19 protein-coding genes and 1 tRNA gene are annotated in these 14,598 nt (G+C 67.8%); 6 read left to right on the top strand and 14 right to left on the bottom strand.

Features of this window, described 5'->3' with window-relative positions:
* Window positions 1-137: 137 nt before the first annotated feature.
* A complete protein-coding gene (locus ACFOW8_RS12195; protein WP_378550166.1) occupies window positions 138-1,361 on the top strand; it encodes an acyl-CoA dehydrogenase family protein in 1,224 nt (407 codons plus the stop codon).
* Here the strand turns inward: ACFOW8_RS12195 and ACFOW8_RS12190 are convergent.
* Both ACFOW8_RS12190 and ACFOW8_RS12185 read right to left on the bottom strand, forming a co-directional pair.
* A complete protein-coding gene (locus tag ACFOW8_RS12190; RefSeq protein WP_378550163.1) occupies window positions 1,358-1,624 on the bottom strand; it encodes a YdeI/OmpD-associated family protein in 267 nt (88 codons plus the stop codon). The genes ACFOW8_RS12195 and ACFOW8_RS12190 overlap by 4 nt on opposite strands.
* A gap of 80 nt (window positions 1,625-1,704) precedes the next feature.
* Complete coding sequence (locus ACFOW8_RS12185; RefSeq protein WP_378550160.1) at window positions 1,705-1,956, bottom strand: hypothetical protein; 252 nt, start codon at window positions 1,954-1,956, stop codon at window positions 1,705-1,707.
* A 102-nt stretch (window positions 1,957-2,058) separates the two neighbouring features.
* Between ACFOW8_RS12185 and ACFOW8_RS12180 the strand changes: the two genes are divergently transcribed.
* The 3 genes from ACFOW8_RS12180 (at window position 2,059) to ACFOW8_RS12170 (ending at window position 3,985) form a co-directional block, all read left to right on the top strand.
* Window positions 2,059-2,508 (top strand): hypothetical protein, encoded by a 450-nt coding sequence (locus ACFOW8_RS12180; protein WP_378550157.1) that lies wholly within the window; start codon window positions 2,059-2,061, stop codon window positions 2,506-2,508.
* Between the two features lie 286 nt (window positions 2,509-2,794).
* On the top strand, window positions 2,795-3,391 hold the full coding sequence (locus tag ACFOW8_RS12175; RefSeq protein WP_378550154.1) for a type IV toxin-antitoxin system AbiEi family antitoxin domain-containing protein: 597 nt from the start codon (window positions 2,795-2,797) through the stop codon (window positions 3,389-3,391).
* Between the two features lie 15 nt (window positions 3,392-3,406).
* Window positions 3,407-3,985, top strand: coding sequence for a nucleotidyl transferase AbiEii/AbiGii toxin family protein (locus ACFOW8_RS12170; protein ID WP_378550740.1), 579 nt, complete (start codon window positions 3,407-3,409; stop codon window positions 3,983-3,985).
* Window positions 3,986-4,112: 127 nt separating this feature from the next.
* Here the strand turns inward: ACFOW8_RS12170 and ACFOW8_RS12165 are convergent.
* The 3 genes from ACFOW8_RS12165 to ACFOW8_RS12155 form a co-directional block, all read right to left on the bottom strand.
* Window positions 4,113-4,186 (bottom strand) — tRNA-Leu (locus tag ACFOW8_RS12165).
* 105 nt (window positions 4,187-4,291) lie between these two features.
* Window positions 4,292-5,785 (bottom strand): amino acid permease, encoded by a 1,494-nt coding sequence (locus ACFOW8_RS12160; RefSeq protein WP_378550152.1) that lies wholly within the window; start codon window positions 5,783-5,785, stop codon window positions 4,292-4,294.
* A 50-nt stretch (window positions 5,786-5,835) separates the two neighbouring features.
* Entirely contained in the window at window positions 5,836-7,323 is a 1,488-nt protein-coding gene (locus tag ACFOW8_RS12155) for a peptide MFS transporter (protein WP_378550149.1), read from the bottom strand.
* A gap of 149 nt (window positions 7,324-7,472) precedes the next feature.
* Here ACFOW8_RS12155 and ACFOW8_RS12150 point away from each other — a divergent pair, with 149 nt between their 5' ends.
* Complete coding sequence (locus ACFOW8_RS12150) at window positions 7,473-7,916, top strand: SRPBCC family protein (protein WP_378550146.1); 444 nt, start codon at window positions 7,473-7,475, stop codon at window positions 7,914-7,916.
* Here ACFOW8_RS12150 and ACFOW8_RS12145 read toward each other — a convergent pair whose 3' ends face one another.
* From ACFOW8_RS12145 to ACFOW8_RS12135, 3 genes are all read right to left on the bottom strand, one after another.
* Window positions 7,917-8,132 carry a hypothetical protein gene (locus ACFOW8_RS12145; RefSeq protein WP_378550143.1) on the bottom strand — a complete coding sequence of 72 codons (216 nt, stop codon included), beginning with the start codon at window positions 8,130-8,132 and terminating at the stop codon, window positions 7,917-7,919.
* 20 nt (window positions 8,133-8,152) lie between these two features.
* Complete coding sequence (locus ACFOW8_RS12140) at window positions 8,153-8,308, bottom strand: DUF6131 family protein (RefSeq protein ID WP_378550738.1); 156 nt, start codon at window positions 8,306-8,308, stop codon at window positions 8,153-8,155.
* 127 nt (window positions 8,309-8,435) lie between these two features.
* Complete coding sequence (locus ACFOW8_RS12135; RefSeq protein WP_378550140.1) at window positions 8,436-9,023, bottom strand: TetR family transcriptional regulator; 588 nt, start codon at window positions 9,021-9,023, stop codon at window positions 8,436-8,438.
* A 61-nt stretch (window positions 9,024-9,084) separates the two neighbouring features.
* On the opposite strand from ACFOW8_RS12135, the gene ACFOW8_RS12130 reads away from it, so the two are divergent.
* Window positions 9,085-10,650, top strand: a complete 1,566-nt coding sequence (locus ACFOW8_RS12130; protein WP_378550137.1) for a GMC oxidoreductase — start codon at window positions 9,085-9,087, stop codon at window positions 10,648-10,650.
* Between the two features lie 45 nt (window positions 10,651-10,695).
* Here ACFOW8_RS12130 and ACFOW8_RS12125 read toward each other — a convergent pair whose 3' ends face one another.
* The 6 genes from ACFOW8_RS12125 to ACFOW8_RS12100 all read right to left on the bottom strand — a co-directional run bounded on the left by ACFOW8_RS12125 (window position 10,696) and on the right by ACFOW8_RS12100 (window position 14,588).
* A complete protein-coding gene (locus tag ACFOW8_RS12125; protein WP_378550134.1) occupies window positions 10,696-10,986 on the bottom strand; it encodes a hypothetical protein in 291 nt (96 codons plus the stop codon).
* 63 nt (window positions 10,987-11,049) lie between these two features.
* Window positions 11,050-11,781 carry a GntR family transcriptional regulator gene (locus tag ACFOW8_RS12120; protein WP_378550131.1) on the bottom strand — a complete coding sequence of 244 codons (732 nt, stop codon included), beginning with the start codon at window positions 11,779-11,781 and terminating at the stop codon, window positions 11,050-11,052.
* A gap of 160 nt (window positions 11,782-11,941) precedes the next feature.
* Window positions 11,942-12,316, bottom strand: coding sequence for an SHOCT domain-containing protein (locus tag ACFOW8_RS12115; protein WP_378550128.1), 375 nt, complete (start codon window positions 12,314-12,316; stop codon window positions 11,942-11,944).
* A gap of 170 nt (window positions 12,317-12,486) precedes the next feature.
* Window positions 12,487-13,005 (bottom strand): hypothetical protein, encoded by a 519-nt coding sequence (locus ACFOW8_RS12110; RefSeq protein ID WP_378550125.1) that lies wholly within the window; start codon window positions 13,003-13,005, stop codon window positions 12,487-12,489.
* Window positions 13,006-13,168: 163 nt separating this feature from the next.
* A complete protein-coding gene (locus ACFOW8_RS12105; protein ID WP_378550122.1) occupies window positions 13,169-13,783 on the bottom strand; it encodes a DUF305 domain-containing protein in 615 nt (204 codons plus the stop codon).
* A 76-nt stretch (window positions 13,784-13,859) separates the two neighbouring features.
* Window positions 13,860-14,588 carry a DUF6153 family protein gene (locus ACFOW8_RS12100; RefSeq protein WP_378550119.1) on the bottom strand — a complete coding sequence of 243 codons (729 nt, stop codon included), beginning with the start codon at window positions 14,586-14,588 and terminating at the stop codon, window positions 13,860-13,862.
* Window positions 14,589-14,598 lie beyond the last annotated feature (10 nt).

The raw sequence follows: 14,598 nt of genomic DNA, 5'->3' as shown, positions 1-14,598 counted from the left end.
GAACGTGTTCTATAGGGGTGGACCAAGGCTGCCGTCAAGCTGGAATGTGTTCCATGGGGTGGGCCAAGCCTGCCGCCAAAGTGGAACGTGTTCTATATTTGGGGAAAGTTCCGGCGACCCCCACGGGAGTTCTGCAGATGTACCAGTGGTCCGACGAAGACCTGATGTTCCGCGAGGCCGTGCGCGGGTTCATCGCCAAGGAGATCACCCCGCACATCGACCAGCTGGAAAGCGGCGCGCTGCCGCCGTTCGACATCATCCGCAAGCTCTACGCCACCTTCGGGCTGGACGAGATGGCGCGCGAAGGACTGGCCAAGGCGCTGGCCCGCGAGGAGTCCGGCAGCACCGGGTCCGGCAAGTCCGGTGGCGGGTTCAGCGGCGCGGGCGGTATGGGCGTGATCCTCAACAGCGAGCTGGCCGGTGTCAGCCTCGGCCTGGTCGCTTCGATGGGTGTGAGTCTCGGCCTCACTGTCGGCACCATCCGCAGCCGCGGCACCCTCGCGCAGAAGAAGCGCTGGCTGCCCGACCTGGTCACCATGGAGAAGGTCGGCGCCTGGGCCATCACCGAACCCGACTCCGGCTCCGACGCCTTCGGCGGGATGAAGTCCTATGTCCGCCGCGACGGCGCCGACTACATCCTCAACGGCCGCAAGACCTTCATCACCAACGGCCCGCACGCCGATGTCACCGTCGTCTACGCCAAGCTCGACGAGCAGGACGGCACCGACCGCCGCGACCGCAAGGTGCTCACCTTCGTGCTCGACAAGGGCATGCCCGGTTTCGTGCAGAGCCCCGCGTTCAAGAAGATGGGCATGAACTCCTCGCCCACCGGCGAACTGTTCTTCGAGAACGTCCGCATCACCCCCGACCGGCTGCTCGGCGAAACCGAGAACCCCGCCAAGGGTGACGGAAAGGAAAGCGCCAAGGAGTCTTTCGCGGCCGAACGGATCGGTATCGCGTCCCTTGCCCTCGGCATCATCAACGAATGCCACCGCCTGTGCGTGGAATACGCCAAGTCACGCAAGCTGTGGGGCAAGGAGATCGCCCAGTTCCAGCTCATCCAGCTGAAGCTGGCCGAGATGGAGATCGCCAGGATCAATGTGCAGAACATGGTGTTCAACGCCATCGAGCGCACCGCGGCCGGCGACAAGGTGACCCTGGCCGAGGCGTCGGCGATGAAGTTGTACTCCTCTCGCGCCGCCACCGAGGTCGCGATGGAAGCCGTGCAGCTGTTCGGCGGCAACGGCTACATGGCCGAATACAAGGTCGAACAGCTCGCCCGCGACGCCAAGTCCCTGATGATCTACGCGGGCAGCAACGAAATCCAGGTCACCCACATCGCCAAGGGTTTGATCAGCTAGGACCCGGTCCGCTCGCGGTGCTTGCATCCGGGCCAGCAGCACGGCCGCCGCTGGCCCTCTTCCAGCTCCTCCTGCGCCCGCCGAATCCGCCGTTGTCTGGTAGGGGCCTGCTTGGCATCCTCCACCCAGCAGATGAACTCGTTGCGCGCCAGCGGCGTGATATCCCGCCACGCCGCCAGCGCCACCGAGTGCCCGGCCAGCGCCGTGCGCAGGTCGTCGGGCAGTGCGTGCACGACTCCACCCGGTACAGGTTCGGCACTCATAGTTCTACGGTAGGCCCACGGTGTGGCGAATCCGGTCGAGTGGGCCGCGGGTGTCGAGGTCGTTGACTCTCCTGGAAGTGTCAACGACCTCGTCGTGAGCGGCGTGTGATGGCGTCGCTGATTCGGGATCTGCGGCTGTCGGTGCGTGAGCGCAGGGCCGCGTCGGCGAGATCGGTGATGTCGTCGGCGAACGCCCTGGCCTCTGCCGTCACGTCGCGACGGACCCGGTCGGCGAGCCTGCCGATCCCCCGTCCCCTGACACCGGCGACGGCACGGGCTTCCTGAACGAACTCGGTGGCCGTGCGCAGATCCGCGCGCACCTGATCGCGCAATGTGCTGAACGTATCCGTGTGACGAGACCCCATCGCCCACCCTGCCTATCGATTTGAGTGAACAGTTGTGCACTGATATGTCGATGGTATTCGGGAACGTCCGTGCAGGCAACCGGCAGATCTGGGTCGTCGCGGTGCGATGCTCAACCACACCACCCCTGGCCGGACTGGCGCAACGGCGACACCGCAGCCCTTCGCGCCCATGTCGGCTGGGCGGTCGAAGGCGTACTGGTCGACGTCGAGCACGGCCTCTGGATGCAAGGCTGGGGTGAACGCCCCAATAACCTCGTCGAAGCACTCACGGCCGCGCGAAGCCACCTCAGCCGAGTGCCCAAGCTCGTCCCGGTGTTCGCTCACCGCTACCTCCCCAGCGGACGCCGCGTCTACGGACACCCGGTGCTCTCTGTTCACCAGACCGACATCATCATCTACGGCACCGACCTCGCGAACTACATCACCAACGAGTTCGCCGACCACGGCGAAGACGGCTGGTCCATCAGCGATGACTGGAATCGACCGCCCCTCGTCGCCTTCTGGGGAGACCTCGTCTGAAGTTCTCGGCCCCTCTGGGGCAACGCTGAAGGCTGGTCTGCTTCAGATTGAGCACCCGATCGCCGAGGATGCCTCATCCGGCGGACGATGCTCTTGCCGCGGGTCACGCCGTCCGCCAGGATCCGGACTCGGAGTGTGGGCTGCAACCGTGAACCCGGAACTCGGGTAGTATGCATTTCGTTGGGTTAAAGCCAACTAGTTGCATACTTCTCGGGAGGTGGCCCCGATGGTAGGGCACCGCGGCACAGTGCTACCCAGTGAGCTTTGGCGGGTACCGCTCCGAACCGTGCGGCCGCAGGACTTGGCCCACATCTATGCCCAACCGCGGCCAGAGATCGCGCGGCTTGTCGATCGAGGGGTGCTGCACCGCGTTGCACACGGTTACTACATCGTCGTTGCACCGGACTATGTCGGCCGGACCTGGCTGCCCGGCCTCGAAGCAGTCGCCGCGGGTATCGCGTCATCGATCTATGGGCCGGATCAGGCCATCGTCATGGGTATCAGCGCCGCCCGTGTGCTGGGAGCCGTGCCTCGTGCGCTGGCGACGGCGATTGTCGCGGTTCCACGTCAGCACCGGCCGATCGCCTTGACCGACCGCTCCGCACAGGTCCGGTTCGTCCGCCGCGATACCGAGGCACTCGATGCGGAGCGGGTTGAAACACCGTTGGGCTCAGCATTGGTCACGACGCCGGAGCAGACCGTGCTCGATCTTGCCAGGCGCCCGGAACTCGGCAATGCCGAGCCAGAGGTCCGTCCGGCGATCGAGACGCTCTACCGTCGTAGCGATCCGGCCAGACTGGCGCAGCTTGCCAAGGACCAGCGTCTGGGTGCGGCGCTTCGACGTGTGGAAGGTTGGGTCGGGCATGAGTATCGACGACCGTGACAGTGTCGCAGCTCAATTCGGAGTGAAGACATCGACCTGATTGCGCTCGACAGCCGAACGGCGCTGGCTGCCGAACGCGACGCGGCATTGCCGCGATCTGTCGCGCGGAGCTTTGGGCGACTCGACTCGGCGCCGCCGTTGAGTAATGTCCCCGATGCCGGAGCTGCTCTACTTCGCTCGGGATCCGGCTTGTCCGTGAAGATCCAGTTGCTGTCGGCACGTGGCAGGCCGGTGTGGCCGACAGAACTCCGCGAGCTCGAACAACGGTACAGCGACGTGCCGCCGGCCGAACTTCTCGTGCCCACTTTGCCGGCCTTTGTCGCAGGGAAAACCGCGACATGGCACGACCGGAGCGCTCCACGTGACCCGTGGGATCTCTGGGCGCTGAACAACATCGGTGCGATCGACAGTGCTGCTGGAGCGCTGTACCGGAGGTATGGCCCGACCAACCGACTCCCCGCCCCGCAGATGTTCGATCGTGCACCGGACGAGGACGACTGGAACACGCAACTGTCTGGGCAAACGCGACTGACAATCAGCGCTGCGACCGCGCTGTGCGCAGTAGGAGATGCGTGGGCACGTGTCGTGAAATGAATCCCTCCGGTGACTACGGAGACGCGGCCGACCACCCGCAACGCGCGGTTGCGGAGGGTCTGCGGCCCGGGCAGGCGAGTTGATGCTGGGCGCCGCGCGTGCGAGCCCATTGCCTGCGCAGATGAAGTGCCCCCACAGGGATTCGAACCCTGACTCGGCGGATTTTAAGTCCGCTGCCTCTGCCAATTGGGCTATGGGGGCGTCTCGGACAGCCTAGCTACTCGTACGGGTGTACCGGAATTTTGGCTGGGGACCCGGTCGGTTCGGCGTGTCGGGGTGGACCACGCCGGACCGGCCGGGTGTTGGTCAGCTGGAGGGTCGTTTGCCGAGTAACGAGTGGTGGCGGCTGTAGGCGAAGTAGATGGCGAAGCCGATGGTCATCCAGACAAGGAAGCGCAGCCAGGTGTCGACCGAGAGGTTGACCATCAGCCACAGGCAGGACAGCACGGCGAGGATCGGGATGAGCGGTACCAGGGGGACGCGGAAGCCGCGGGACAGGTCGGGCCTGGTGCGGCGCAGCACGATGACGCCGACCGACACCAGCACGAAGGCGAACAGGGTACCGATGTTCACCATCTCCTCCAGCGCACCGAAATCGGCGAACCCGGACAGCGCCGCGCAGACGACGCCGACGAGCACGGTGAGCCGGACCGGGGTGCCGCGCTTGCCGGTCTGGGCGAGGGATCGCGGCAGCAGCCCGTCGCGCGACATGGCGAACAGCACGCGGGTCTGGCCGAGGAACAGCACCATCACCACCGTGGTCAGGCCGGCCAGCGCGCCGATGGAGATGATGTTCTTGGCCCAGTCCACCCCGTGGATCGCGAACGCTGTCGCCAGGGTGGCGTTGTCGCCGGACAGTTCGGTGTAGGGCACCATGCCGGTGAGCACCAACGTCACCGCGACGTAGAGCACGGTGACGATGAGCAGCGATCCGAGGATGCCACGCGGCACCGCCTTCTGCGGGTTCTTGGTCTCCTCGGCGGCGGTGGCGACGACGTCGAAGCCGAGGAAGGCGAAGAACACGATGCTGGCCGCGGCGAGCAGCCCGTACCAGCCGAAATTGCTGCCCTCGGCGCCGGTGAGGAACGAGAACAGCGACTGGTGCAGCCCGCTGTCTCCGTTCTCGGACGGCTGCGCGGGCGGAATGTAAGGGCTCAGATTGGATGCCTTGAAGTAGGTGACGCCGACGACCAGCACCACCGCGATCACACCCAGCTTGATCGCCACCGCGATCGCCGAGACCCGCGAGGAGATCTTGGTGCCGAGTGCCAGCAGCACACCGAGCACGGCGATCAGCGTCACCGCACCCCAGTCGAAGGTGACCGAGCCCCACTGCACGGTGGCCGACTCGAATCCGAAGACCGTGCCCAGGTACTGCGACCAGCCTTTGGCGACCACCGAGGCTGCCAGGGCGAACTCGAGGATGAGGTCCCAGCCGATGATCCAGGCCACCAGTTCACCGAAGGTGGCGTAGGAATAGGTGTAGGCGCTGCCCGCGACCGGGACGGTGGAGGCGAACTCGGCGTAGCAGACGGCGGTGAGCCCGCAGGCGATCGCGGCGAACACGAACGCCAGCGAGACCGAGGGGCCTGCCAGGTTGCCCGCGGTCCGCGCGGTCAGGGTGAAGATGCCCGCGCCGACGACCACGGCGACGCCGAAGATCGTGAGATCCCATGCCGTGAGGTCCTTGCGGAGTCTGGCGTCGGGTTCGTCGGTGTCCAGGATGGACTGCTCGACGGATTTGGTGCGGAACAATCCGTTCGGGCGGCCCGCTCCCTGGGTGGCCTCCGGTGTCGGCACGCTCTTTCTCCTTATGGTGCGAATGTCGGCGGGGAATACCCGGACGCAGGTCAGTGCACGCCCTGCATGTGGCGCTTGATCCAGGGAGCGCACGCGATGACGGCGAGTCCCGCCGCGATGGCCGCCCCGCCGCTGATGCCGAAATAGGCGCTCTCGCTGTCGGGGCTGTAGTAGCGGGCAAGGGTGCCGGCCATGGAGGTGCCGATACCGACCGAGAAGAAGTACAGCGCCATCATCTGCGAGCGGTACGCGGCGGGTGCGAGATGGGTGGTGACGGCCAGTCCGATCGGCGAGAGCAGCAGCTCCGAGACCGCGAACCCGCCGAGGATGGCGAACACCGCGAGCACCGGAACGGTCTTGCCGTCGAACCCGCTCAGCAGGGCGAACAGCCAGAACGCGATGCCCATGCCGATGACGCCGAGCGCGAACTTGATCGGCGTGCTCGGCGCCCGGTTGCCCAGCTTGGTCCACATCAGCGCGAACAGTGGCGAGAGCGCGATGATCCACACCGGCTCCACCGAGCCGATCCAGCTCGGCGGTGCGTCCCAGCCGAAGATCTGCCAGTCGACGCGCTCGTCGGAGTACACCGCGAGCATGGTGAACATCTGCTGGAACAGCGACCAGAACACCGCGTTGGCGATGAACAGCGGGATGAAAGCGCGCACCCTGGTGCGCTCGATGGGCGTCACCTTCGCGCTGGTGAGCAGCACCGCGAAGTAGGCGATCGAGGCCACCACGATCACGCCGGTGGTGACGTCGGAGAGGTTGTCGAGGGTGACCAGCTTCGTCAGCGCGGCCACCAGCATCACGACCGCGGCCACCCCGACCCCGATCAGCACCGGGGTCAGCTCGCGGCGGGTGAGCGGGTTGGGTACCGCGCGTCCGTGCGTGCCCAGGTTGCGCCGGAACACCGCGTACTGGGTGAGGCCGAGTGCCATGCCGACCGCGGCCGCACCGAAGCCGACGTGGAAGCCCCACTCGCGTTGCAGCAGGCCGGTCAGCAGCGGCCCGGTGAAGGCGCCGAGGTTGATGCCGAGATAGAACAGCGTGAAGCCGCCGTCGACCCTGGCGTCCGAGGGCGCGTAGAGGGTGCCGAGCAGCGAGGAGGCGTTGGCCTTCAGCGCGCCGCTGCCGAACGCGACGAGCACAAGGCCGACGCCGACCCCGGCCAGTCCTGGCAGGATCGCCAGCGCGAGATGGCCCGCCATCACCACGACGCCGCCGTAGAAGACGGTGCGTTCCATGCCCAGCACTCGGTCGGCAATCCAGCCGCCGACGACGGTGGACAGATACACCAGTCCGCCGTAGGCGCCGACGATGCCGAGCGCGGTGCTCTGTTCCAGGCCGAGGCCGCCGTCGGTCGTCGAGTAGTAGAGGTAGTAGCCCAGGATCGTGAGCATGCCGTAGAAGGAGAAACGCTCCCACAGCTCGACGCCGAACAGGTTGGTCAGGCCGATCGGGTGACCGAAAACGGTGCGTTCGGCCGTCCGGCCGGCGGGGCCGGGAGGGTCACCCAGCCGCGCTTGTTCCGTGGGCATACGGGAACGATCCCACGTGTGATCGCTGTACAGCAATTTTCCCGCATCACCGGTTCCGGCGTGGCGCGCGGCCGTGCTCGACCGGCGCGCGTGGCGTGCGCGGATTACCCTGGAGCGGTCGGACTTCCGGGACGGACGAGGAACCAGACATGCTGACTGCCGAGGTCACGGTGCCCGTCGAGCCCGCCGCCGCGTTCGCCACCCTGGCCGACGGCTGGCTGTACGCGAGCTGGGTGGTCGGCGCCTCGCACATCGGCGCAGTCGATCCCGGCTGGCCCGCGGTCGGCAGCCGCATCCACTACCGGTTCGGGTTGTGGCCGGTGCTGATCAGCGACACCACCGTGGTGCGTGTGGTGGACCCACCGCACCGGCTCGAACTCGAGGCCCGGCTGTGGTCGGTCGGCTCGGCCTGGATCCGGCTCACCCTCACCGAACCCGAACCGGGGCACACCACCATCAGGATGACCGAACGCGCCAGCGGCGGGCCGGCGCGACTGATCCCGGGGCCGGCCCAGGACGTCGTCTTCGCCGCCCGCAATCAGGAGTCGCTGGACCGTCTCGCGGCGCTCATCCGCGCCCGCGCGCAACGGTGACTACTGGCTTGGCTCGGGCAGGGTGCAGTCGTTCACCTTGGGGTTGACGCCCATGTAGTTGAGCGGACCGGCGAGCACGGTCACCGCGATGGTGCCAAGCGACGCGCAGTTCTGCTCTCTTTCGGTGTAGTAGCCGCGCTGACCTGCGGCGACAACGCCGACGATCAGCCACAACAGCACCAGGAATGTCAGGATCCTGGACACGTTCGCCGACATGATGTACCTCCAACGGCGGATCAGTAGTAGTGGCGACGGCCACCGATCGGGCGGCCGAGGCTGCCGACCAGGGCCAGGACGAGACCGATCACCAGCACGACGATGCCGATGGTCGACAACAGCGAGACGCCGAAGACGAGTCCGGCTATGAGAAGTACGGCGCCGAGCAGAATCATGGAGCTCACCTGTTCGCTTTGGGATCTACGTCGAGATCGCGACGGAACATCCGTCGCATCGGGCGTATGCCCCTTCGCGCCGACGGGAAACAGGTATCGGTTGTGCCCGAACGGATCTGCGGGCGGGTCAGGCGGGGGTGCCGCGGCGGGCGGCGGTGGCGTTGTCGGTGGTCAGACGGTAGACCGTGCGTTCCATGGTGGTCAGGATCTGGGTGATCGGGAGGGTGCCGGCGGCGAAGCGGCCGATCAGGGCCAGTGCCATATTGCCGAGGATCAGGCCGAGGTCGTCGAGGTAGCCGGGGTCGAGGTCGCGCAGGGCGACCTCGGCGGCGGGCAGGACCGCGAGCAGGCCCTGGCTGTCGAGGCGTTCGCCGCCGGGGCCGGTGCGGGCGTGGTGGTAGGCCTCCAGCATCTCGGGGTTGCGCTCCCACGGTTCGAATACGTTGCGCAGCAGCCGGTTCAGGCTCTCGCGCAGCGGTTCGTCCGGCTCGGGCGGGCGCACGTCGGCGTAGGCGTTGGCGTCCATCCACTGGGCGAGGGCGGCGATTATCAGCTCGTCCCTGGTGTGGAAGAGCCGGTAGATCTTGGCCAGCGAGACATGCGCCCGCGCGGCGACGGCGCGCAGCTGGACGGCCTCGTAACCCTCGGTGCTCAGCAGGTCGAGCACCACCGCGATGATCTTCGCCGATGCGTCGGAATCGGTGCCCCTGGTCACCGGTGAATGGTAACGTCGCCGTCCGGTAACACGGTTACCGATCCCGGACGAAGGTTCCCACATGTCGAAGCTCTCCCGCCGCGCCCTGCTCACCGGCGCGGCCGCCGCCGGGCTCGCCCTGGCCACCACCCGACCCGCCCTGGGCATCCCGCGCGCAACGGAGGAGCATCGGGTGGTGGTGATCGGCTCCGGCTTCGGCGGCGGTGTCACCGCGCTGCGGCTGGCCGAAGCGGGCGTGCCGGTGCTGCTGCTCGAACGCGGCAGGCGCTGGCCGACCGGTCCGAACGCCACGACCTTCCCGCTGGCGACCCGTCCCGACAAGCGCATGCTCTGGTATCGCTCCGATCCGGTGGTCTTCGGCAGGCCGCTGGTGTTCGAGCCGTACGCCGGTCTGGTGGAAGCGGTGCCGGGTGCGGGCATGACCGCGCTGTGCGCGGCCGGGCTCGGTGGTGGCTCGCTGATCTACCAGGGTATGTCGCTGCAACCGACGCGGGAGGTCTTCGAAACGCATTTCCCCGGCGGGCTGGACTGGGACACCATGAACCGCGTCCACTATCCGCGCGTGGCGGCCATGCTCGGACTCGCCCCCGCGCCGGACGAGCTGGTGCGGCACGAGAACTACACCGCGGCAAGGGTATTCGCCGAAAGGGTGCGCGCCGCCGGGTTGCCGCTGGCGAAGATCCCGATGCCGATCGACTGGAACTACGCCCTCGCCGAGCTGCGCGGGGAGATGACACCGTCCTACACCAACGGGGACGGCGCGCTCGGCGTGAACAACGGTGGTAAGCACTCCGTCGACGTCACCTATCTGGCCGCCGCCGCGGCCACCGGTCTGGTCGAGGTGCGCACGCTGCACGAGGTGACCGAGGTCGAACGCGCCGCCGACGGGCGCTGGGTGATCCGGGTCGACCGGATCGACACCGCGGGAAACGTGCTGGAGCACAAGGTGATCACCGCCGGGGCGCTGGTCATGGCCGCGGGCAGCCTGAACACCACGCGGCTGCTCGTCCAAGCGGCGGGGCGGGGCCTGATCCCCGATCTGCCTGATGAGCTCGGCCGCGGCTGGGGCACCAATGCCGACCGGATCTACGTCTGGCGCGACCCGTCCGCCGGATTCGGCGCCACGCAGGGCGGTCCGGTGGTGTACGGCAGCAAGAACTGGGACGACCCGAACGCCGCGTTCACCGTGATCCAGGCATCGATCCCGGCGCTGCCGGTCGACGCGGGAGCGACCATGCTGGTCGGCTACGGAGTCAGTTCGGGCCGTGGGGAATTCGTCTACGAGTCCGGCGGTGGCACCGCGACGCTGCGCTGGCCCGGTGACGGTGATCGGGCCATCCAGGACGGCCACATCGATCCGGCGGTCCGGCGCATCGCGGGTCCGGGCGGCACCCTCCTCGACACCAACGCGCTGTTCCCCTCCACCTGGCATCCACTCGGTGGCGCCAATATGGGTACGGTCTGCGACCTCGACGGCCGCGTCCTCGGTCAGCGCGGCCTCTACGTCCTCGACGGAGCCCTCATGCCGGGCAACACCGCTGCCTGTAACCCGTCGATGACGATCGCCGCCATCGCCGAGCGCGCGCTCGCCAACCTGATCCGCACCGACGTTGGCACCGTCATCTGAGTCGGCCGGGCGGCGCGCACCGGGGGCGGTGCGCGCCGGGGTGACTCAGCCCGCCGAGCCGGGGAGGGGTGGGAGGATCGCCGAGCCGGTGTCCGGCCGCGGCGGGGGTGCCGAGGAGCCGAGGTCGGCGTCGACGGAACCGGTGCTGCTGCCTAGGTCCAGGTCGAACGAACCCATGGAACTTCCGGTGGGCGGGCCGATCTGCACCGATCCCGAGGGGAGCAGGTCCCAGTCGATGCCGCCGATGGCATTGGCGGTTCCCGCCGCGCCGAACAGGGCGGCGGTGGCGAGCAGGCCGGACAGGCCCGCGCGCGTGGTGGATCTACGGATGGACATGGGGTGGTACCTCCGAGCACTTCGCTGTGATAGCGCCCATACGGTATCTGAAATAAGTGAGTTTCATACCTGAGATCGCTCGCCGACTTCCATCTGCACGCGATAGCGGTCGGCTCGATACCAGCTGTGGGTGTGCTCGATCGGCAGCTCCGCGCTGAACGACACCCGGTCGAAATGCAGGACGGGCGCGCCCTTTCTGACCCCGAGCAGGGCGGCGATCCCGGCCTCCGCGGCCTGGGCGTCCACGATCTGCACGGCCCGCTCGATCGGGCGCTGGTAGCGCTCGGCGGTGGTCCGGTAGATCGAACCGGTGAGATCGTGCGAGATCAGGCCGGGCAGCAGTTCGGGATTGAACCAGGCGTCGTCCACGCTCACCGGTTCCTCGTCGGCGAGCCGTAGTCTGCGCACGTGATACGCGGCGGTACCGGCGGCCAGGTTCAGCGCCCGCGCGGTGCCCTCCGGCGGAACCGCCTCCTCGGCGACCAGTACCAGGGTGGCAGGTTGGTGTCCGAGATTGTGCATCTCCTCGGTGAAGGAGGCCAGGTGCAGCCGCGACTGCACCGGCCGGTGCGCGACGAAGGTGCCCTTGCCGCGGACCCGGACCAGATAGCCCTCGTTGACCAGCTGCCCGATGGCCTCGCGCACGGTGATCCGGCTGACGCCGTAGTCTTGCATCAGATTGCGTTCGCTGGTCATCAGGTCGCCCGGCTGTAGCTCGCGCGTGCACTTCTGCAGCAGGATCGCGCGCAGCTGTTCGTGTTTGGGCACTGCGCTGTCGCGCAGCGGTGCGGGCATGAGGGCGGCTCCTTCTCCCGAGCGGTGCACCGGTCCCTACTGGTCCTGTCCGGTTACCCCGACAATACGCGACCGCACGGCAACCGCCCAGATGAATTTCGGCCGTGAACGCCGAGAGCCCCGCACGCGGTGGCGGGGGCTCTCGGGGTAGGTAACCGGATCAGGCGAGCGCCTTGGACTTCAGCTGGTCGAACTCGGCCTGGGTAATCGAGCCTTCCTCGAGCAGCTTCTTCGCATCGGCGATCTGGGCCGCCGGGCTGGTTCCCGCCGTCTCGCGGATGTAGGAGTCCTGCGCCTGCTTGAGCTGCGCGGCCTCCGCGCTGGAACGCTCGGCCATGCCCTGACCACGGAAGATCAGATACACCACCGCCGTGATCAGCGGGAAGAAGAGCAGGCAGACGATCCACACCGCCTTCACCCAGCCCGAGGTCTCGCGATCCCGGAACAGGTCACCGATGATCAGGAACAGCATCAGCAGATAGGCGACGAAGGCGAAGCTCACAATGATGAGCCAGAGCACTTCCCAGAATGACATGACACACCTCGCATTGCGCACGGATCGATCGGGCGATCGATTCAAACACGCGGGTAGCCGGAGAAGAACCAGGTCGCACCGCGTTTCATCAACCCTGTGCAGGGTGGGTTAGCCACGGCGCACGCGGCCGCGGTCACCGGTGCGGCAGCGTGTCTCGGTTTGCTACGGCGTCAGTTGCCGTAGGGCTCGCATACGGCGATCGCCTCGTCCTTGGTGGCATTGAAGGTATCGATCACCCCGTTGAGTTCGTCGGTGGGGGCGCGGCGTTCGAGAGTGTCGGCGAGGGTGTTGGTGTTGTCGCGGTAGGCGCGCAACGGTTCCGACAGCACCGGGATCACCTCGTTGGTGATCTTGCGGGCGAGGTCCTTGGCATTGTTGCGCAGGACGACGACGGCCTCGTCGGCCTTGGCGTCGGTATCGGGTGCCCGATTGTTGCTGGCCTCGATGTAGGCGTTGAACGAGGTGACCGAGCTCTTGTTGGCCGCGCGCAGACCGTCGCAGGCGTCGTCGTTCGCCTTCTGCACCCTGGCCGCCGAGGAAGCGGCCACCTCGGAGGTGTACGACGCGAGGTCGGTCTGGTTGGCCTGGGCGTCGCCGGGCACCTGCTTGGTGCACGCGCCGATCAGGACCATCCCGGTGGCCGCCGCCACGAGCGCGCCCGCGACCCCGACGCGTTCCCGTTGTCTCATGCCTGTCTCCTCCCTCACCGACAGCCGACGCCGGAGTGCGCCCGCCGCCGAACATATCGACCGTACTGGCACCACGCCGGTGACGTCAGCTCGCGACGGCGATTTCGATGAGCAACCGAGACGTGGCGGCGCCGGGACGCGCGGGTCCCGGCGCCGCGATCGCTCAGCCCTGGCCGAGCATGCCCCGCATGGTGCCGATCTCCTTCTCCTGGTCGGCCACGATGGTGGTCGCGAGCTGCCGGGATTCCGGGTTGACGCCATCGGCGAGTTCGGTGCGGGCCATCTCGACCGCGCCCTCATGGTGCTCGATCATCATTTCCAGCCACTGCCGGTCGAACTCGGCGCCCTGCGCGGACTCGAGCGCCGCCATCTGCTCGCCGGACATCATGCCGGGCATGGTGTGGCCGTCATGGCCATCGCCGGTGCTCGGCGCGGGCTTGCCGAAGCCGGCCAGCAGCGCGGTGATCTGCGCCATTTCCGGCGCCTGTGCCTGTTCGACCTGCGCAGCCAGTGCGATGAGCTCCTGGTTCTGCGTGCGGCTCGGCACCAGCTGAGCCATCTCGACGGCCTGCGCGTGATGGGGGTACATCATCTGCAGGAAGGTGACATCGGCGTCGTTGAACTCGGCGGCGGTCGCCGCGGTGGTCTCGGTCGAGGTCGCCGAACTCGTGGTCGCCCGCGTCGCCGTCTCGGTGTCGTCGGCACAACCCGCGGCGAGCAGCAGGGCGCTCGCGGCGGTGACGGCGACAACGGTGGCGCGGGTACGGGTGCTGAACATGGGTGATCCTCCTGGGGATGCTGGGGTGAGGGGACATGGTCAGGGCAATCCACCCGGGCAGCGGACTGCCGACCTGTCAGATCCGCAGAATCGCCAGCTGCGCCAGGGAGAGGACGGTCCATGGCGGCGGCCGTTCCCGCCTGCCGCGCCAGGGCCGGGTAGCCGCGAGGGCATTCGGCGCGGTCTCGGCGCCGAGCCGGTAGAGCAGGACCAGCGTGAGCGCGGTCGTCAGTGCGACGAGGACGAACACACAGGGGCGCACGGCGGCGTGCTCGTCGTTCCCCGACCCACCGCATTCCGCGTCGGCCACTTCCGGGTCGGTGAGCTGATCGGTGGTGACGGTGACCGGCCGCACCGCGTCGCCGCTCGTCGCCATGGCCGGCTCGGCGCCGGGCCCACCGGCCGGGCCGGTGGCGGCTCCCCGGTGCGGACCCGCGGCGATCACGGTGGCGTGGTTCCCGCCGATCGTGGCGGTGAACGGCTGATCGGCGCCGGACGGCGTCGTGCCCGCTGGCTCGTGATGCGGCCCGCTGCCTGCGCCGGTGATCCTCGGTGTCGGCACGGTGGCGTGGTGCGGTGCGTGCCCGGCCGCGGGGGAGTACTCGGCTGCCCGTGTCTCGACATCCGTGGTCGCCGAGCGCGCGCCGGTGTGCTCCGCCCGCCCGGGGCGGGTGGTGTCGAAGATCGTGGAATGCATGGCGACGATCCCGGCAAGCAGCGCCAGCAATGCCAGCACACCGGCGAGGCCGGGCGCGCGCTGCTGGGGATGGTGGCCGATCACGGCGGCCAGTCTAACCAGCGACATCGACCGATTG

This window comes from Nocardia rhizosphaerae (assembly GCF_042650365.1).
Taxonomy (GTDB): domain Bacteria; phylum Actinomycetota; class Actinomycetes; order Mycobacteriales; family Mycobacteriaceae; genus Nocardia; species Nocardia rhizosphaerae.
The sequence above is the reverse complement of the archived record's forward strand: the minus strand, read 5'-3'. Positions and strand labels throughout refer to the sequence as shown.